Annotated in this window: 21 protein-coding genes; 9 read left to right on the forward strand and 12 right to left on the reverse strand. The window is 39.6% G+C overall.

The features are described from left to right. Positions 1 to 32: 32 nt before the first annotated feature. The 4 genes from BCY91_RS04295 to BCY91_RS04310 all read left to right on the forward strand — a co-directional run bounded on the left by BCY91_RS04295 (position 33) and on the right by BCY91_RS04310 (position 2,960). Entirely contained in the window at positions 33 to 1,346 is a 1,314-nt protein-coding gene (locus tag BCY91_RS04295) for a SusF/SusE family outer membrane protein (protein WP_120180789.1), read from the forward strand. Between the two features lie 198 nt (positions 1,347 to 1,544). Beyond that, positions 1,545 to 1,817: a DUF6364 family protein gene (locus tag BCY91_RS04300; protein ID WP_120180790.1), complete on the forward strand. Its 273-nt coding sequence runs from the start codon at positions 1,545 to 1,547 to the stop codon at positions 1,815 to 1,817. Next, the gene (locus BCY91_RS04305) at positions 1,807 to 2,151 is read left to right on the forward strand and encodes a type II toxin-antitoxin system VapC family toxin (RefSeq protein ID WP_120180791.1); all 345 of its coding nucleotides are present in this window, start codon (positions 1,807 to 1,809) and stop codon (positions 2,149 to 2,151) included. The genes BCY91_RS04300 and BCY91_RS04305 overlap by 11 nt, the downstream gene beginning before the upstream one ends. 101 nt (positions 2,152 to 2,252) lie before the next feature. Then, the gene (locus BCY91_RS04310) at positions 2,253 to 2,960 is read left to right on the forward strand and encodes a class I SAM-dependent methyltransferase (protein WP_120180895.1); all 708 of its coding nucleotides are present in this window, start codon (positions 2,253 to 2,255) and stop codon (positions 2,958 to 2,960) included. Positions 2,961 to 3,035: 75 nt separating this feature from the next. Here the strand turns inward: BCY91_RS04310 and BCY91_RS04315 are convergent, their stop codons facing one another. The 7 genes from BCY91_RS04315 to BCY91_RS04345 all read right to left on the reverse strand — a co-directional run bounded on the left by BCY91_RS04315 (position 3,036) and on the right by BCY91_RS04345 (position 8,419). After that, positions 3,036 to 3,518 (reverse strand): hypothetical protein, encoded by a 483-nt coding sequence (locus tag BCY91_RS04315; protein ID WP_120180792.1) that lies wholly within the window; start codon positions 3,516 to 3,518, stop codon positions 3,036 to 3,038. Positions 3,519 to 3,658: 140 nt separating this feature from the next. Then, positions 3,659 to 4,642, reverse strand: a complete 984-nt coding sequence (gene floA, locus BCY91_RS04320) for a flotillin-like protein FloA (RefSeq protein ID WP_120180793.1) — start codon at positions 4,640 to 4,642, stop codon at positions 3,659 to 3,661. A 9-nt stretch (positions 4,643 to 4,651) separates the two neighbouring features. Next, complete coding sequence (locus tag BCY91_RS04325; RefSeq protein ID WP_120180794.1) at positions 4,652 to 5,119, reverse strand: redoxin domain-containing protein; 468 nt, start codon at positions 5,117 to 5,119, stop codon at positions 4,652 to 4,654. 47 nt (positions 5,120 to 5,166) lie between these two features. Next, on the reverse strand, positions 5,167 to 6,084 hold the full coding sequence (locus tag BCY91_RS04330; RefSeq protein WP_120180795.1) for an SDR family oxidoreductase: 918 nt from the start codon (positions 6,082 to 6,084) through the stop codon (positions 5,167 to 5,169). Positions 6,085 to 6,117: 33 nt separating this feature from the next. Then, positions 6,118 to 6,657, reverse strand: coding sequence for a shikimate kinase (locus BCY91_RS04335; RefSeq protein WP_120180796.1), 540 nt, complete (start codon positions 6,655 to 6,657; stop codon positions 6,118 to 6,120). Between the two features lie 48 nt (positions 6,658 to 6,705). After that, positions 6,706 to 7,875, reverse strand: coding sequence for a BT_3928 family protein (locus BCY91_RS04340; protein ID WP_120180797.1), 1,170 nt, complete (start codon positions 7,873 to 7,875; stop codon positions 6,706 to 6,708). Position 7,876: 1 nt separating this feature from the next. Further along, on the reverse strand, positions 7,877 to 8,419 hold the full coding sequence (locus tag BCY91_RS04345) for a DUF1599 domain-containing protein (protein ID WP_120180798.1): 543 nt from the start codon (positions 8,417 to 8,419) through the stop codon (positions 7,877 to 7,879). A 55-nt stretch (positions 8,420 to 8,474) separates the two neighbouring features. On the opposite strand from BCY91_RS04345, the gene folP reads away from it, so the two are divergent. From folP to BCY91_RS04360, 3 genes are read left to right on the forward strand one after another with little or no spacing between them, the layout of a single operon-like run. Further along, positions 8,475 to 9,338: a dihydropteroate synthase gene (folP, locus tag BCY91_RS04350; protein ID WP_120180799.1), complete on the forward strand. Its 864-nt coding sequence runs from the start codon at positions 8,475 to 8,477 to the stop codon at positions 9,336 to 9,338. A 9-nt stretch (positions 9,339 to 9,347) separates the two neighbouring features. Then, a complete protein-coding gene (gene cdaA / locus BCY91_RS04355) occupies positions 9,348 to 10,139 on the forward strand; it encodes a diadenylate cyclase CdaA (protein ID WP_120180800.1) in 792 nt (263 codons plus the stop codon). A gap of 54 nt (positions 10,140 to 10,193) precedes the next feature. Further along, positions 10,194 to 11,063, forward strand: coding sequence for an oxidoreductase (locus BCY91_RS04360; protein WP_120180801.1), 870 nt, complete (start codon positions 10,194 to 10,196; stop codon positions 11,061 to 11,063). A gap of 44 nt (positions 11,064 to 11,107) precedes the next feature. On the opposite strand, the gene BCY91_RS04365 is transcribed toward BCY91_RS04360, so the two are convergent. From BCY91_RS04365 to BCY91_RS17525, 3 genes are all read right to left on the reverse strand, one after another. Further along, positions 11,108 to 11,500, reverse strand: coding sequence for a hypothetical protein (locus BCY91_RS04365; protein WP_120180802.1), 393 nt, complete (start codon positions 11,498 to 11,500; stop codon positions 11,108 to 11,110). 128 nt (positions 11,501 to 11,628) lie between these two features. Then, positions 11,629 to 13,848 carry an NADP-dependent isocitrate dehydrogenase gene (locus tag BCY91_RS04370; protein ID WP_120180803.1) on the reverse strand — a complete coding sequence of 740 codons (2,220 nt, stop codon included), beginning with the start codon at positions 13,846 to 13,848 and terminating at the stop codon, positions 11,629 to 11,631. Positions 13,849 to 13,943: 95 nt separating this feature from the next. Beyond that, entirely contained in the window at positions 13,944 to 14,102 is a 159-nt protein-coding gene (locus BCY91_RS17525; RefSeq protein ID WP_182995302.1) for a hypothetical protein, read from the reverse strand. 106 nt (positions 14,103 to 14,208) lie between these two features. On the opposite strand from BCY91_RS17525, the gene BCY91_RS04375 reads away from it, so the two are divergent. Beyond that, positions 14,209 to 16,005 carry an APC family permease gene (locus BCY91_RS04375; RefSeq protein ID WP_120180804.1) on the forward strand — a complete coding sequence of 599 codons (1,797 nt, stop codon included), beginning with the start codon at positions 14,209 to 14,211 and terminating at the stop codon, positions 16,003 to 16,005. Further along, positions 16,005 to 16,208, forward strand: coding sequence for a YwbE family protein (locus tag BCY91_RS04380; RefSeq protein ID WP_120180896.1), 204 nt, complete (start codon positions 16,005 to 16,007; stop codon positions 16,206 to 16,208). The genes BCY91_RS04375 and BCY91_RS04380 overlap by 1 nt, the downstream gene beginning before the upstream one ends. Here BCY91_RS04380 and BCY91_RS04385 read toward each other — a convergent pair. Both BCY91_RS04385 and BCY91_RS04390 read right to left on the reverse strand, forming a co-directional pair. Further along, positions 16,205 to 16,948 (reverse strand): ATP-binding protein, encoded by a 744-nt coding sequence (locus BCY91_RS04385; protein ID WP_245989000.1) that lies wholly within the window; start codon positions 16,946 to 16,948, stop codon positions 16,205 to 16,207. The genes BCY91_RS04380 and BCY91_RS04385 overlap by 4 nt on opposite strands. A gap of 59 nt (positions 16,949 to 17,007) precedes the next feature. Beyond that, the gene (locus BCY91_RS04390; protein WP_245989001.1) at positions 17,008 to 19,047 is read right to left on the reverse strand and encodes a putative porin; all 2,040 of its coding nucleotides are present in this window, start codon (positions 19,045 to 19,047) and stop codon (positions 17,008 to 17,010) included. Between the last annotated feature and the right edge of the window lie 3 nt (positions 19,048 to 19,050).

Genomic DNA, 19,050 nt, shown 5'->3' on the forward strand with positions numbered 1-19,050 from the left:
AACAATATTATTCACTTTTAAACTAAACCATTATGAACAAAAAACTATTCTTTATTTCACTTTTGGCGGTACAGTTTATGGCTGTTTTTTCACTAAAAGCAGCCGATTACACCTATCTGGGATTGGTGGGAAACGCAACTGTTATCAACGATTGGGTTCCGCAGGGAATCCCGATGGTGAAATCTGCTGTAAACGATAAACTCTTTACCTATACCGGATTTCTAAAATCAGGCGAGTTAAAAATTCATACCCAAAATGCAGATTGGGGCATTGGAGATTGGATTATGCCCGTAACAAACGGCCAGTCAATTACAGATGCCAGTCATATCATAGTTCTTGAAGGTGATGCTACAGATAATAAATGGCAGGTTACTCCCGTAGATGAAGGAATTTATGCCATTAGCATAAACGTAGAAGACATGTCTGTAAGTTTCACTAAAGTAGATTATTATCCAAACTTATATCTTGTGGGGGATGCCACACCGGGCGGGTGGAGTCTTGACAATGCGACAGCGATGACCGTTGATGCAGGAAACCCCGCAATATTTACCTGGACAGGTAATTTGACTAGCGGAAATTTTAAAATTGCAACCAACCTTACTTTTGAAGGTAATTTTGACTGGATACACCCTTTAAGCAATGCCCAAAGCTTAGTCTCAACTGATGCAACGTTTGTGCTTTCTGGTGGAAGTTCTACTGATTACCAATGGGCAATAGGAGGGAGTGATGAAGGTCTGTATGAGGTTACCGTTAATATGGCAGGCACAAGCCCAACAGTTCAGTTTGTAAAAACAGGGCCTTTGCCTTTAAATTTCCTTTCTTTCACTGCTAAATTAGATAACAGTTTTGCCATGGGAGTAACGCTAAATTGGAAAACAGCCAATGAAGTAAACGTCCAATCTTTTGATATAGAAAGGAGTGCTGATGGAAAAACTTTTGAAACCATCGGTAATATACCTGCCAAAAACATATCGGGAACAGGCTATTACATTTTTAAGGATAAAAATGCTTTGGAAAGAATTTCTTATTATCGCTTAAAACAACTGGATAAAGATGGGAAATATAGCTACAGCTCTATTATAAGTGCTGATAATAAGGAAAGCCTAAAATTTAGTGTATATCCAAATCCATGTACAGATTATTTAAGATTAAATTATGCTGTAACAACATCAGAAACAGAATTAAACATTATTAATGTCAAAGGAGAAAAAGTGATTTCTCAGAAAATAACTGCCGGAACGGTTCTTTTCGATAGAAAGATAGACATATCGGCAATAGTACCGGGCTATTATATAGTTATTTTAAAAGATGGAAAAAATACCTCATCCGCCCGTTTTATAAAATAATTGTTTGATGCAGAAAGCATCTAAAGCCATTTTTCGTTAATGAAGGTATTGTTACCGAAGATTTAGCCGGAAAAAACAAAGCCTACAAAACCAGCGAGGTTGGTGATTGGTTGACTAAGAATGTTTAAAGATTTGAATAAAATTTTGTCAAAAGCCTCGACTGTTCGGGGCTTTTTAGTTTAAAACTAACCCCTAAATATGCGTATTGAAAATAATACGCATATTTATCATATGAAAACCAAAGTCAATCTAACCATAGAAAAAAGTGTATTAACAAGAGCAAAAGAGTATGCTGAAGAGGTTAATGAAAGCTTATCGGGTATTGTAGAGAATTATCTTAAAAGCCTGCCGAGAGAAAAAAAAGAAAGTTTTATGGAATATGTTGACAGACTTGAAGTTCCAGCAACAAACCCTGATATAGACTTTAAAAAAGAGTATTATATAGAAAGAGCAAAGAAATATGGCTATTAAAGTGTTTTTGGATACCAATATCATTTTGGAGTACATATTAAAAAGAGAAAAATATAATGAAGCAGCAGTTATTTTCCAATCACAGAAAGAATCTACGGTCCAGTTATTTGTTAGCTCATCAGTTTTACACATCGTTGGATGCTATCTCACAAAAAAATTGGGTGTTAAAATAGCGAAACTCACACTTGTTAGATTCTTAGATATTGCTAAGGTTATAGACGCTAATCATAATTACGCTATTATGGCATCAGAATCGGATTTTTTAGATATTGAAGATGCTATACAGTACTACACGGCTTTAAAAAAACAGAATGGACTATTTAATAACATTTGATAAAGATTTTCAAAAATTTAGTTCTGATAAACTTGAAATATTAAATTCCCAGATTTTTGCGCAAAAGCTATCTAAAATCTGATAAAACTAAATTCTTTAAAATGCACAAATCCACCACCCAAGAAATAAAAGAACGTTTTGATAACGATGTTGAACGTTTTTCAAATTTAGACACCGGACAAGTTTCTACCATTGATGCCGAAATATCACTTGAACTCATTACCGAGGCGGCAAAAAGTATCGTTCCAAACGCCCAGGATATTTTGGATGTTGGTTGTGGCGCAGGAAACTACACTTTAAAAATGCTCACTAAGCTCCCAAACTTAAATTGCACCTTGGTTGATTTAAGTGAACCCATGTTAACAAGGGCTAAAGAAAGAGTTTCCGCACAAACAAGCGGAGAAATTAAAAGTTTACAAGGAGACATCCGTGAAATAGATTTTGCGGGTAAAACTTTTGACATCATTTTAGCCGGTGCGGTATTGCATCATCTGCGCGACGATGCAGACTGGGAAAGCACATTCAAAAAACTTTACGAGCTTTTAAATGAGGGTGGTTGTTTAATGATTTCGGATTTGGTTTTACAAGATTCCAACGCCGTAAATGATTTTATATGGCAAAAATACGGTGACTATCTGGAGGGCGTAGGAGGTGCCGATTACCGCCAAAAAGTATTCGATTATATCGAGAAAGAAGATTCACCGCGGTCGGTAAATTACCAGCTTGATTTGATGAAAAAGGTTGGTTTCCGAAAAACAGAAATTCTGCATAAAAATTTATGTTTTGCCGCCTTTGGTGGGGTGAAGTAAACCGCAAAAAAAAAGCCCTACAAGTTTCCACATCCTGTAAGGCTTTTTGAATTTTTATTTTCAATTTTTGAATTTTTACTGCGCATTCAGCGTGTAAACAATCTTTGCCGAGTGGCCGTTTAACAAGTCGAAAGGCGAGCTTAAAACCAGCGTGTTTTTTGAAGCCGATTCGATGTTCATTCTATAACCTTCAGTTACGTTTCGGGCTTTTTCGCCCGCATCCACTTTCTTAAATTGGAAAACTGGGTTTGTACCATCGTTTAGTAAAGACCAATAAATATTTTGTGTAGTGCCGTTTGGCAAAGTAATGTAACCGCTGTAACCTCCGTAAAGCTTCCAGGTACTGCCAATAAAGTTATTGTATGGCGCCATCCCAAAAGCATCCCTTACCTGATAATCGCTAGGGAAGCCTTCCAGCCTTACATCGGATACCGTCCAGTTTCCGGCAACGGTAGATTTTGAAACTTTGTAATTTGTAACCCCACTTTTTGAGGCGCAGGCGCTAATAGCAAAAGCTAGAGCGCAAAAACATAAGGTAGCTAAAATTGATTTTTTCATTATTTGATGGATTTAACAAGCGGATATCAACTATCCGCGTCTGTTTCTCAAAAACGAAGCCACCACGCAATTATTTCAAAAAAAAACAGCGTACCGTTAAATACGCTGTTTTTCAGGAACATTAATTTTCTCGTTGATTGTTATTTTTGATCGCCGCTGTTACTTTTTGGCTTTGAGATAGATTCTCTCATGTCCGTATCCGCTTGGATGTTTTGCATTTTATAATAATCCATAATCCCCAGGTTTCCGCTTCTAAAAGATTCGGCAATAGCCAATGGAATTTGCGATTCTGCTTCAATAACTTTTGCGCGGGCGTCTTGTGCTTTGGCAATCATCTCTTGCTCGTAAGCCACCGCAATTGCGCGGCGTTCTTCGGCTTTTGCGTTTGCAACTTTCAAATCAGCTTCTGCTTGATCTGTTTGTAGCTTAGCGCCGATGTTATCACCAATATCGATATCGGCAATATCAATGGATAATATCTCGAAAGCCGTTCCCGAGTCTAAACCCTTGCTTAAAACCACTTTTGAGATTTTATCTGGATTTTCCAGCACTTCTTTATGCGTTACCGCAGAACCGATGGTAGTTACAATACCTTCTCCAACGCGTGCCAAAATAGTTTCTTCACCGGCACCGCCCACCAATTGGTTGATGTTTGCCCGCACCGTTACGCGCGCTTTCGCAATAAGCTGAATACCGTCTTTAGCAACGGCTGCAACCGGAGGGGTGTTAATCACCCTCGGGTTTACCGATAATTGAACAGCTTCAAAAACATCTCTGCCCGCCAAATCTATCGCGGTAGCTAATTTGAAATCTAAAGGAATGTTTGCCTTATCGGCAGAGATGAGGGCTTTAATAACGTTGTTCACGTGCCCGCCTGCCAAATAATGCGTTTCAATATCGTTAGAAGTGATGTTTAAACCAGCTTTGGTAGAGGTAATCATAGCGTTAACCACTAAAGACGGTGGTACGCGCCGGAGCCTCATCAGCACTAAATTTAATAGATTAACCTTTACACCAGAAAGCTGTGCCGTAAACCATAAGTTAACCGGCAAAATGTAAAGTAAAAAGAACAGGGCTATTACGCTCCCGATAATAATAAAGACAATGCTGAGAGATGGATCCATTTTTTTTGTTTAGCTAGATTTAATTACTTCGTCAATTGCTTTAAAATTAGGAAGTTCGCCCGCATTTTCAAGCACTTCTGCATAAATAATTTTTTGATTTTCATCAATTACAAAAGCAGCGCGTTTTGCAACACCTTTTAAGTTGAATTTAAATTCATCGTAAAATGCGCCAAAAGCTTGTGAAACTTCTTTGTTAAAATCGGAAAGTAAAGGGAATTGATAATTGTTTTCTTCTTTAAACTTTGCTAATACAAAAGGCGAATCGATAGAAATACCTAAAACTTGTGCGTTTTGACCTTCGTAATAACCAAAGTTGTCGCGCATGGTACAAAGTTGCGTAGTACAAACGCCGGTGAATGCTAAAGGAAAAAAATGGATGATTACCTTTTTCCCTGCGAAATCTTTTAAGCTTACTTCGCTTAAATCTGAACTTACCAGTGTAAAATCTGGTGCTTTGTCTCCAATTTGTAGTGCCATAATGTTTGAAAATTTGATGAATTGTAAATCTATAATTCTTATTGATGTTACGCGTCGTTTTTAAGTAAATTCCACTGCTTTTCCATAATGGCTATGCCTTCTCTGAAAGAATGTGGCTGGTAGCCCAGGTCTTTTACGGATTTGTCTAAAATAAATCCGGTTTTTACAGGGCGTTTAGCGGCCTGGTTTAAACTTGCCGAGCTAATTGGCCTAATCAAAGATTTATCTAAACCGTAATAATCGGCTACTTCCTGCACCAGCTCTAAAATGCTCATCATGTCTTTTCCTGAGGCGTTGTAGACACCTCGGGCTTCTTTCGCCGCGGCTAAAAGGCAAATTTCTGCCAAATCATCGGCAAGGGTGGGCATACGCCATTGGTCGTCAACTACATTTATTGGATTGCCTTTTTCTAAAGCACCTTTTGCCCATAAAATAATATTGCTGCGGCTCATGTCATTCACAACGCCGTAAACGATTATGGTACGTAAAATAGCCCATTTGATGTCCGATTTTTTAAGGAGCAGTTCGGCAGCCAATTTGGACTCGCCGTAAAACGAAACCGGTGAAGGTTCATCTTCTTCGCGATACGGGCCGGCTAAGCCGTCAAAAATAAAATCTGTTGAAAGGTGTATCAGTTGCGCGTCGTGCTTTTTGCAAGCTTTAATTAAATGTTCAACTGCGGTTACATTTAAAGCCCAGCAAGCTTCTTTTTCGGTTTCGCAGGTATCAACGTTGGTCATCGCCGCGGTATGGATTACCGCATCTGGAAGGTACATTCCGATAACGTGGTCAATGTTTTCGGCATCCAAAATGTCCATTTCATGGTAGGTATATCCATTTTTTATGGGATAACGGTTTTTCCCTTTGCCGGTGGCAATAAGCTCAAAATCGTTTTGTGCTAAAATACGTTCTGTTATCTTTTGGCCTAATAAACCGTTGCTGCCGGTTACTAATATTTTTTTCATCGTTAAACTAGGATGTTTTTATAAAGTCATTCATTAATTTCCACAAGGATTTAAAGCCTGTAGTACGTCATCTGCATTCAAATCTACACCTTTTAATAGCACTTGCGCTTGTTGATAAAAAGGGCGGCGCTCGTTCAGTTTCTGCGTTATAAATTCAATAAGTTCTTCGTGCGATTTTCCTTTAATTAAAGGCCGTTCTACTCTCGCATTTATAAGTCTATCGGCCAAAACCTTTACCGGCGGGTCAATAAACACGGTAATGCCGTTGCTGTTCATCCATTCCATATTATCAAAAAAGCAAGGCGCGCCCCCGCCTGTGGCAATAATGGAATTGGGCGAAAAAGCTCCGTCTTGCAGTGTTTTTTTCTCGCGTTCGCGGAAACCATTTTCGCCAAAGGCCGCAAACAGCTCGGGAATGGTCATTTGATTTTGGGCGACTACCAAATCATCCAAATCCAGAAAATTTGCCCCTGTTTTAACAGCTAAAGCTTTTCCAAGTTTACTTTTTCCGCATCCCATAAACCCTATTAAATAAATGGGCTTGCTAAAGGCTTGGTTTGTAGGTAAATCCATTATGTTTAAACGTTACGCTGGTTAAGTGATGCTCCGTGAGCCAAAAGCTTAATCTTGATGCTTTGCAAAATAATTTTCAACCAAATAATTGTAGCTGGGCAATGCGCTTGAAGGCCATTTTTTTAAGATGACGCCATTTTTCAACAGAATTAAACCTGGGTTAGCGCGAACCATACTTTTCAGCGGAACGGCATCAGCATAAAAAATCTCTGTCATTAGGTTAAGTTGTTTTGCCAATTTGTTTGCATCTTGTGCAGATGCAGCGGTTAATAAAACAGCGCGCACATTAAAATTCTCGACCGCGTTAATTGCTAGCGCGTTTATTTTGCCTAAAGCTTTTTGATTGCTTTTATCCAAATTCCAAGCAACAGCTACCAAATTGTAGTAGGGGTTTCCAAAAATTTCTTCGGTGTATTTTACGCCTTGCGAGTCGTAAATGTTTAAACCCTCAATTTTTGGTCTAAAACCATATTTAATAACTTTCGGCTCGCTAGAATGTCTAATTTCCCAATCCGGATTTTCGTAGATTTTTGTGGCGAGGTATTCTTTATCGCTCATTTGTTTTTTCTCGCCGGTTTTAGTGTTTTCTAAACTATAAGTAATCTCGTACTCATCTTGCGGTGCATTTTCGGGGATTTTCATTGCTTCCGGAATGTTTACGCCAACCTTATAAGGTAGAAAATCAACAATGGGCAAAAATGTGTAAGTATATAGTCCAAAAGCAAACGGCACTACAAGCATGAATACGGTACTAACTTTCGCCTCGCTAGACTGCACAGGCTTTCCTGCCAAGCGTTTGCGATTAATAAACAAAACAACAATTAACACCAACAGAATCAAGTCTTTACTAAATGATTGCCAAGGTGTTAAAGGAATTGCATCGCCAAAGCATCCACAAGTTTTTACCACCTCAAAATAAGCCGAATAAAACGTTAGAAAAGTAAAAAATACAATGAGTAGCAATAAGCCCCAAACCACCTGTTTAACATAATATTTGCTTAACAGGAATAAGCCTAAAACTACTTCAAGTGCAGATAAACTAATGGAAAAAAATACGGCTAGCGGGTTTAAAAACAAAAGGTTAAATACTTCAATATATTCTTCTAGTTTGTAAGAGAAACCCAAAGGGTCGTTTAGTTTTACAATTCCGCTGAAGATGAATAGCAGCGCAACAAATATTTTTACAAGTTGTAAAATGGCGGTTTGTTTTTTTAACATGCTAAGCCGTTCCTAATTTAATTAATGCAAAAACAGAGTAGTTAATCATATCTTGATAGTTGGCTTTAACGCCTTCTGATGCAATGGTTTTGCCCAAATTATCTTCAATCTGTTTCACGCGCAAAATCTTCATCAAAATTAAATCTGTTAAAGAACTTACGCGCATTTCGCGCCACACCTCGCCGTAATCATGGTTTTTGGCAAACATCAGTTCCTTAGTTTCGTTTATTTTCTGGTCAAAATTTACAGAAACCTCATCGGCATTTAGCTCAAGCGCTGCGTTCTCGTCAAGCTCAAGCTGCATCATGGCTATTACACAGTAATTAATGATGCCAATATATTCGTCGCTGATGTTTTCGCCTACTTTGCTCACTTTTTTCTCTTCTAAAGTACGGATTCGCTGTGCCTTAATAAATATCTGATCTGTAATAGATGATGGCCTAAGGATGCGCCAGGCTGTTCCATAATCTTTGGTTTTTTTGATAAAGAGCGTTTTGCAAGTGCTAATTACTGCGTCAAATTCTGCGGAAGTGTTATTTGCCAAAATATGGAGATGTTTTGTTAAAATGATGAAATTATGCCTTATTTTGTTGTATATAATGACGCATAAAGATACATTTTTTACGCAAAAGCGCAGTCTTAACCTAGGCGGGCGATTGATGGATTTAACGCAACCCAAGGTAATGGGGATTTTAAATCTAACACCAGATTCGTTTTACGGTGGTAGTCGTTTAGCTGATGAAACACAGATTTTGGCACGCGCGGAAGAGATGTTGGCGCAAGGCGCAGATTTTTTAGATTTGGGAGCATACTCTACCCGGCCCGGAGCCGAAGAAGTTAGCGCCGAAGAAGAAGAAGAGCGCCTGATTCCGGCCGTTGAACTGCTTTCCAAAACTTTTCCACAAGCTTTTTTATCGGTTGATACCTTCCGGGCAGCAGTTGCAGAAAAAGCAATTGGTAGCGGAGCGCATATTATAAATGATGTTTCTGGCGGTACTTTAGACAAAAAAATGTTTGCTACTGTCGGCCGGCTTGGCGTTCCTTACGTTCTAATGCACATGCGGGGCACGCCAAAAACTATGTCAAAACTAAACCAATATCAAAATTTAGCGCAGGAGCTTTATAGCTACTTTGCCGAGAAAATACAGGAACTTAAAAGTTTAGGCGTAAAAGACCTGATTATAGATCCGGGTTTTGGCTTTGCTAAAAATATTGATCAAAACTACCATCTGTTAAACCACCTTGCGCACTTTAAAAGCTTGGGACATCCTTTGTTAGCGGGCTTGTCGAGAAAATCGATGATTTGGAAAACTTTAAATTGCCAGCCTAGTGAAGCGTTAAACGCAACTACCGCTTTAAATATGGTTGCTTTGCAACATGGCGCAAGCATTTTGCGCGTACATGATGTAAAAGAAGCCAAAGAATGTATTACTATTTTTAATAAGTTAAAGAACAACTGTTAATGCCATTTTATGGATTTTTTAGATTTCAGCTTCCTTAAGCTCACCGTTTTAGATGCCATAGATATGTTGCTGGTGGCAATTATCATCTATTACATCTACAATTTGATTAGAGGCACCATTGCTGTAAATATATTTTTAGGATTTATCCTGATTTATATTCTTTACTTTTTAACCGATGCACTAAAAATGAAATTGCTTTCCAGCATTTTGGGAAGTTTTGTTAGTGTTGGTTTTATTGCGCTAATTGTTGTGTTTCAGCAAGAAATTCGGCGCTTTTTGCTCACAATAGGTAAAAACATCTCTTTACGAAACCGCACATGGCTAAAATATATCTTTAAAAAAGAGCAATACGAGAAAGATAATATGGCCAAAATTAAGCCTATTATAGACGCCTGCAAAACCATGAAAAAATCGCGCACCGGCGCTTTAATTGTTTTTGCAAAGTATTTTGATCAAGATGCTTTTGCAAACAGTGGTGAGATGATTAACGGCAAAATTTCTAAACGCTTGCTAGAAAGTATTTTTCAAAAAAACAGTCCTTTGCACGATGGTGCCGTGGTGATTTCGGAAAACTTGATTAAATCTGCCAGTTGTATTTTGCCCTTAACAGAAAATGACCAGCTACCGCCACAATTTGGTTTGCGCCACCGTGCGGGTATAGGCGTAACCGAATCTAGCGATGCAACGGCTTTAATTGTTTCCGAAGAAACCGGTGAAATATCTTACGCACAACAAGGCCGGGTGCGCATGAATATCAGTTTTACCGATTTAGAGCGCTTACTCAACCGTGATTTTAGTTGAGATTTGGTTTTAGATCTGATGAATAGAACAACAGTACATTTATAGAGGTAGCCGATGCAACAAAAAGTGGCTTTAATTACTGGCGCAAACGCCGGTTTAGGTTTTGAGGTTAGCAAGGTTTTGGTGCAAAATAACTTTCGTTTAATTATGGCCTGCCGTGATACGGATAAGGCCTTGTTAGCTAAAGCCCAGCTTATCAAACTTAATCCAAATGCGCTAATTGATGTGTTTGAGCTGGATTTGGCCAGTCAACAATCAATCCGTTTTTTTGCAAAACGCATTCTCGAAGATTTTGAGCGGATTGATTTATTGATTAATAACGCCGGTGTGATGATGACGCCCTACGAGCTAACAGAAGATGGTTTTGAGCTTCAACTAGCGACAAACTTCTTGGGGCATTTTGTGATTACCGGTTCTCTGCTCAAAATTTTGAAAGGTCGTGTTATCTGTTTAAGCAGTTTGGCGCACCGTTGGTCCGAAATTAGATTGAAAGACCCCAATTTTACAAAAGGTTACAGCAAACGCGCAGCTTACGGGCAAAGTAAATTGGCTTGTTTGATGTTTGCATTAGAGCTAAACAGGCGGTTGAAGGCAAGTGGTTCTGATGTTATTGCGCTAGCTGCGCATCCGGGCATATCAAATACCAATTTGTTTAAAAGTGTACCTAAGTTTTTAAAATGGTTGCAACCTTTCTTGGCACAACCAAGTGAAGAAGGCGCCAAGCCCATACTTTATGCTGCACTGTCGCCAAAAATAAAGGGCGGCGAATATATTGGCCCTGATGGATTTAAAGAATGGCGGGGCAAACCCGCTAAAGTTGCTTACAGCGATTTTGCTAGGAACAAACAAAATGCGAGACGTTTATGGGACTTAGCAGAGCAGCTGACTGGTTTTAAGTATGATTTTAACAATTTATATGAATAGCCGGAACTTTCGTCGCTGAAGCAGTAAAAATCCCAGCCTTAAAACTATTCATTTTTTGGGTAGCCCTCAGCGTCTAAATCATCCCTATCGTCTTCTGGCACATGGCTGTTCCGCTCATCGCGCCGGCTAATTTTCAAATGATCTTCATCTGTGGTATGCATCCCTAAATTATCCAGATCGTTTTCAAGCGAACGGTTTTTCTCGTACTCGTCGCCTACGTAAGGGTTGGCTTCGTCATAGTCCGAGTCCATATCGTCGCCATCATCCGCTGCGGTATCATAAGGATCGGGATGCTGGTAGTCCTCGTCCTCTGGCTCAATATCTAGCTCATAGCTGTTTTCTTCCTCGTTGTATTTTAAATTTTTCGCTTCATCGTCACTCAAATTCGATTCGGTGTTTCTGTTGAAACGTTCGTTCATGTTTTCTTTGCTTTCCATGATATTAAGGTTTTTAGCAAAACATTATCCATCACTATGCCAAGAAGTTTGTTTATAGACGAAAATCTCATTCAAGCAAAAAAGGCGACGGATTTTTGCCGTCGCCTTTCTTTTAAATGTATTTTGCTTTACAAACCAGCTAAAGCATTATTTAAAGTAGCGCTTGGGCGCATTGCTTTCGAAGCTAGTTCATCGTTAGGATTATAGTAACCACCAATATCTTGTGCTTTACCTTGCGCTTCAATCAGTTCTGCGCTAATTTTACTTTCGTTATCAGCTAAGGCTTTCGCCAAAGGTTCAAATTTAGCCTTTAATGCAGCGTCTTTGTTTTGAGCGGCCAAAGCTTGCGCCCAATAAAGTGCCAAGTAAAAGTGCGAACCGCGGTTATCAATTGTTCCTAATTTTCTGCCCGGAGATTTATCAGTTGCCAAAAATTTAGCGTTTGCCTCATCTAAAGCATCAGCTAATACTTGCGCTTTGCTATTGTTCTGGGTCTGTGCTAAATGTTCTAAAGAAGCTTGTAAAGCCAAAAACTCACCCAGCGAATCCCAGCGTAAGTAACCTTCGGTTACAAACTGTTCCACATGTTTAGGTGCCGAGCCGCCCGCGCCGGTTTCAAAAAGGCCTCCGCCGTTCATTAACGGAACAATTGAAAGCATTTTTGCAGATGTGCCCAACTCCAAAATCGGGAATAAATCAGTCAAATAATCGCGCAGTACGTTGCCTGTTACAGAAATAGTGTCTTCGCCTTTGCGGATACGCTCCAAAGTGAATTTAGTAGCTTCAACCGGAGACAATATTCTAATATCTAAACCAGCAGTATCATGATCTGCCAAATATTTGTTTACTTTTTTGATGATTTCCCTATCATGCGCACGGTTTTCATCTAACCAAAAAACAGCCGGAGTTTCAGATAAACGCGCGCGGTTTACGGCTAATTTTACCCAATCTTGGATGGGCGCATCTTTAGTTTGGCACATCCGGAAAATGTCTCCTTTTTCTACCTGCTGTTCAAAAAATACGTTTCCAGAAGCATCGCTTACGCGGATAGTTCCATTTGCGCTAGCTTGGAAAGTTTTATCGTGCGAACCATATTCTTCGGCCTTTTGCGCCATTAAACCTACGTTTGGTACCGAGCCCATTGTTGTTGGGTCAAAAGCGCCAAATTTTTTGCAGTCTTCTATGGTGGCCTCGTAAACTCCAGCGTAGCTTCTATCCGGAATTAACGCTAGGGTGTCTTGGGATTTACCTTCTTTATTCCACATTTGGCCCGAGTTACGGATCATGGCAGGCATAGATGCATCCACAATTACATCAGACGGAACGTGTAAGTTGGTAATTCCTTTATCAGAATTTACCATCGCCAAATCTGGGCCGTTGGCAATTGCGGCATCAATTGCTGCTTTAACTTCCGCTTCTTGTGGCTGGCCGGCAATTTTTGCGTACACATCGCCCAAACCGTTGCGGGTATCAACCCCTAAAGATTTAAACAGCTCGGCGTATTTATTAAAGATATCGGCAAAATAAACTTCTACTATCGCACCAAAAATAATAGGGTCAGATACCTTCATCATAGTAGCTTTTAGGTGCGCAGAAAGCAATACACCAGCATCTTTTGCTTCTTTTATGGCATCGGCAACAAAGGTTTTAAGCTTTTGGATACTCATTACAGAGCTATCTATAACTTCACCGGCTTTTAAATTTGCCAAAGCTTTTAACTCAGTTACAGCCCCACTTGCATCTACAAACTCAATTTTAAATTGCGAGTCTTGCGCAAGCGTTGTTGATTTTTCTGAACCGTAAAAATCTCCTTCGCTCATGCTGGCAACATTGGTTTTTGAGCCGGATGACCAAGCACCCATGCTGTGCGGATTTGCTTTAGCATAATTTTTAACTGCTTTGGGTGCTCTGCGGTCCGAGTTTCCTTCGCGCAATACCGGATTTACTGCAGAACCTAACACTTTTGAATACTTGGCTTTAATTGCTTTTTCTTCTTCAGTTTTTGCTTCCTCTGGGAAGTTTGGCAAAGCAAATCCCTGTGATTGTAGTTCGGCAATGGCGCTTTTTAGTTGTGGGATAGATGCCGAAATATTAGGTAATTTGATGATGTTAGCTTCAGGCTGTTTTGCCAATTCACCCAATTCTGTAAGTGCATCCCCAATTTTTTGACTGTCTTTTAAGTACTCGGGAAAATTGGCTAAAATTCTTCCTGCCAAAGAAATATCCCTAGTTTCTACATCAATACCTGCCGATGCAGTAAAAGCCTGTATAATAGGCAAAAGCGAGTAAGTAGCTAGTAAAGGGGCTTCGTCTGTTTTGGTATAAATAATTTTTGATGGGCTTGACATGTGTTTTGTTTTATGAATGTTTTAAATGAAAATCCTTTAAAAAAAGAACATGTGTAAAAATCGCCTAAAGATAAAGAAAGCATTGAATTATAGCTTCATTTTATTGGTTTTTGACCAAAATCATTATCAGTATAAGGATAGAATGCTACTAGGGCAAACACCAAAAAATCGTTAAATGCGGCCATCGTTTTAGTTTTAATAAAATTGCTTTCGCCGATGCCGGTTTGGTAAAATATTTGAACTAGTTTAAGCAATGCCTTTGTTTTTATGTTTGTACCTTTACAGGCCAAACAAGAAACAAGCGTTTTGGCGAACTTTACGGGCTGTGCAAGCCGGCGCCATCCCTTTTTTTGATTTTTTATGACAGAGGAAAAGAAACTCGGAGAATTAGCGTCAACATCCATTTCTGGCAACGATATCAGCTCTTCGGTATTATATGTTTGCGCTTTAGCTATCAGTTTTGCTGGCCAATACGCATGGATTACCTTACTAATTGTGGCTTTGGTGCTTTTTACCTTCCGTAAAATATATGGCGAAGTGGTAGGCGCGCTGCCACTAAACGGAGGTGCTTATAATGCTTTGTTAAACACAACAAGCAAATCTTTAGCATCTATGGCCGCATGTTTAACCTTGCTGTCGTACATGGCTACGGCGGTAATTTCTGCTAATGAAGCCATGCACTATTTAGCTCATTTAATTCCCTCTTTACCGGTTATTTTAGCCACAATAGGCGTGCTGTCTGTTTTTGCGCTGTTAACCATTTCCGGAATCACAGAATCTGCAAAAGTAGCCGTCGGTATTTTTCTGTTTCACCTAAGTACCATGGTGGTGTTAATTGTTTCTATCATCATTTATATTATTAAACATGGTTTTGAGAATTTAATTGCCAATTGGCATCAGCCATTAACTTTTGGAAGCATTGGGATGGCGATATTTTTTGGTTTTGCCGCGTCGATGTTGGGCATTTCGGGTTTCGAGAGTTCGGCAAACTTTGTTGAAGAACAAAAACGGGGCGTTTTCCCTAAAACCCTGCGCAATATGTGGATTGTGGTGAGTGTACTAAACCCGCTGATTGCTTTTTTGGCCATTTGTGTAATGCCCATACCCGAAATTAAGTTACACAGTAATGCGCTGCTTTCGCAGATTGGCGTAGTTAGCAGTGGCGAGTGGTTGGCGCTTATTATATCTGTAGATGCCGTTTTGGTACTTAGTGGTGCCGTTTTGACGTCGTTTGTCGGTGTTTCGGGTTTGTTAGAACGTATAACTTTAGACCGGATTATGCCCAATTTTTTCTTGAAGAAGAATAAGAAAGGCAGCTCGTACCGCATTATCATTTTGTTCTTTCTGCTGTGCATATCGGTGTTGTTAATTACCAAAGGCCAAGTTGCGTTGTTGGCAGGTGTTTATGCGCTCTCTTTTCTATCGGTGATGTGCCTCTTTGTTATTGGTAATATGCTGTTGAAAGTGAAAAGGAAACGTTTGCCACGGCCAGAGCGCGCGAAATGGACCGCACTTATTTTTGCGTTTTCGGCAGTTTTTTGTGCGATTTTGGGTAACGTTCTTATTGTGCCAGAAAACCCGGATCAGCCACGCAATATTGTGGTGTTTTTGAAATACCTTATCCCCACCATGTTGTTTTTGGTGGTGATGTTAAACCGTACCACGCTACTTAAGTTCTTGATTAACTTTATTCAATATCTTTTTAATCCCATTAGGAGAGCCATTGAAGATAGCGATTTGGAAATTCCGCTCCGCCGTGCGGTAATCCATATCAGCAGATCTTTACAAAAAAGCATCAACCGCATTAATGAGCAAGAATTTGTGTTTTTTACCAAAGGCGATAATGTAGCTAATTTAAATTCTGTGATGGCTTACATCCGCGATAACGAGCACACTAAAAAGATAAAAATTGTAACCGTATTGCGCGAGGGAGAAGAAATTGCCGAGAATTTAGAACAAGATATTAAAGTTTTGGACCGCATTTATCCCGAAATTGCTATTGAGTTTATCAAACTGAGGGCTAAATTTGGTCCCGATTTGATTAGGCAACTATCAAACGAATGGAAAATACCTGCAAATTTTATGTTTGTAGGCTCGCCAGGTGACAGATTCCCTTACCGGATTGAAGAGCTGGGCGGTGTAAGATTAATTATATGATGGACGGAACCGTAAGAGCAAATATTAAACCGGGGATGTTGGTAAACATCGTCTTAAAAAAAGACCAGCGCACCGGCGCCTTAACTGAGGGAATTGTTAAACGTTTGTTAACCAGCGCGCCAAAACATCACCGGGGCATAAAAGTGATGTTAGAGGACGGGCAGGTTGGGCGCGTGCAAGAGATTATTGAAGACGATTTTTAAACGTTTGTATTTGTTAAAAACTCAAAACGGTTTTCTTTTGTGATAATTTTAGTGCTAACATTATCATAAGCTTTTAAAAAAGTTAAAGGAATTTTAGCTTTAACTTTAGCACTCCATTTTATCTCGACGGCCAGTAAATCATCACCGGTTTTTTCTAAATAATCTATCTCTTGCTGTTGCGTGGTACGCCAAAAAAAGCGCTCTGCTTCCAGTTGGTTCTGGTGGAGGTATTTTAATCGTTCGCTAATAAGGTAGTTTTCCCATAAAGCGCCCACATCGTTCCGGTTATTTAAAGTATTGAAATTCCTGGTTACCGCGTTGATAATGCCGTTATCGTAAAAATATATTTTACGGTTCTTTTTAATCTCGTTACGTACATTACCAGAAAAAGCAGGTAAGCTAAACAATACAAAGGCTTTCTCTAGCAAATCCACATATTTCTCAACCGTTTTTTGATCGGCTTTTACCCGTTGCGCCAGTTCAGAAAAATTAACCTCACTGCCCACCTGTAGGGCCAACGCTTTTATTATCTTTTGGAAAAGCGCCGGTTTGTTAATCTGCTCCAAGGCAAATAAATCTTTATACAAATAGCTGTCTGCTAAAAGTTTTAAATGCTCTTCTGCATTGGCTAAATCGTTAACAATTTCTGGGTAAGTTCCATAAATCAGCCTTTGCTTAAGCAACCTTTCTTCTGTTAAAAAGTCGGCGTTTTTAACCAGTTCGGCATAAGAAAATGGCAATTATTGGTAAAAAGCCTATTCGTCAATTAATGCCGCCAGTGTACATCATAGGCTTTTTATTAATCGTAGAAGTTCCAGCGCACACCAAATTTGGCCAAACGGTAAGGCATAGGATAGCGGTTTACGGTGTAGTAACCTTTGCTAAATAAACCTTCATTAATATAATCGTAACGCAAAAATAAGTTGGCTCGTTTCCAATTGGTTCTAATCCAAACATCAACAACTGGGTAAGTATCAAATTTCACATCGTCTTTGCGGTAAAACTGCCCAATTGCGGGCGCATAAGAAGGGGCGTTGTAATTGCTAAAATATCTTAAATCGAAGCCAAACTCGGTTTTTAGCACTTTAAAAAAATCTTGGTGCATATAAAAACTATGGAAAGTGTAAACCTCTGGCGTCATTAGAACACTTTCAAAATCCGTTTTTTGATACACTAAAAAGTTTTCGGAAGTAAATTTTCCGAATTTAAAATCCTTACGTAAACTCAGCTTCAGCAAATTGATGTTGCTGGCAACCTGCGTAGGGTAGGCGTCGCCGTCTGTCCCTTCGCTAAAATACAAGTAGTTGTTTAGCAGATAGTAAGAAGCCTTTGCCGCAAAGTGGTATTTGGGAATAAGATAACTAAAAGAAAGATTTTGTGTTTTTATCTTGTTAAAAGATAGGTTCCAAAGGTAATGGTTGGTCACTTGGCGCTCATAAACCAAAGAAGGACTTTGGTTTTGCGAATAGGCTTCCAATAAAACGCTGCCTATTCTGTTGCCTAATTTAATTTCCGAGCTGGCTTGGTACAAAAAATCGCCAAAATTACGGCCCTGTACAATTTGCTGAATGTTAACGTTCAAATTTGCTTTGTCGCTAAAGCTATATTCGGCATCCCCTTTAAGGGTGATGTTCTGAAAGCTGGTGTCGAAATTATACTGCTGGTAGGTGTAATAATCATGCGCAATACCGGCGGTTACTTTTAGCTCGTTACGTAAAAAAGAGAGACTCTTTCCGCGTAGGTAAAAGCTGTAGCTAAACTCATTGTTTAAATGTTTTAAATAAGTGCTATCTGCTGTTTTGCTAGAGTCGGTGTAGATGTAATAATGCTTTAATAAGCCAGAGGCGTCGTATCCATCGTTCTGAAAAAAATACTTTTGCGTATTGTAGGCAATTTTATAGCCCACGCGTTGCGTAGGTAAAACTGTTGAGTTGGAATCGAGGCTTTTTTGTTTGCCGATGTTAAAATATTGTTGCAGATATAAGGTGTTATTGCGGTTGTTGCGTTTGGCGGTATTTAGGCGTGCGGCTTCATATTCGGGATCTACCCTTGTGCTTACCGTAAACACCGAATCGTTAAGGATAGAGCCGTTTTCGTAGCCTTTCAAATTGTTGAAGGTGGCGTTGGCCAGCATGGTGTACCTTTTATTTGGTGATTGATACCAGCTCCACAAAGACGCATTCAAATGGTTGGCCACCAGCGCGTCTGCACGGCGGTTTGGTGCACCATAATAAGCCCTGGAGCCTAATTTTGCAAAACTTGCACCCACATTCCAGTTGGGTTTAACGTTTTGGGTATGGATAACATGAAACTGTTGCTCCGTTGCACGTCCGAAGGCTGGGTTTTCAAAATAAAGCTCTGTATACTGGGTACGTGCTTGGTAGTATTTAATGTCTTCGGGTTTTAATAAATAACGGTCGTAATAATGATAGCCTACATCAAAGCCGATGGTTTTTGCAGGTTCAAAAAGCAGGTTGCGGTACGAAAGGCCGTTTAAGCCCAAATTCATAGTGGGGTGTTCTGGCAAATCCAAAATACGGTAGCGGTGGAAATCGTTTGTGCTGGTATCTAGCAGAAATAAACGGTTACTGTCTGTTAAAAATTCGGCTTTGGTGTACTTGATATAGGTGGCGTTGTACACCACCGAATCGCGTTTTGAATCTAGTTTTGCACGTAAAGAATCAATGTTTTCTTCGCCACGCTCGCCTTCTTCGTCGCTATTGTTCCCTTCCCGTTGTTGCCTTTCAAACTCGCCGTCTTGAGGTATACGGCGTTGCAACTGCGCAAAAGTTTGGGAAGCAAAAAAACAGAGCGTTAAAATCAAAAAGTACTTCTTCAAAAC

Source organism: Pelobium manganitolerans (assembly GCF_003609575.1).
Lineage (GTDB): Bacteria > Bacteroidota > Bacteroidia > Sphingobacteriales > Sphingobacteriaceae > Pseudopedobacter > Pseudopedobacter manganitolerans.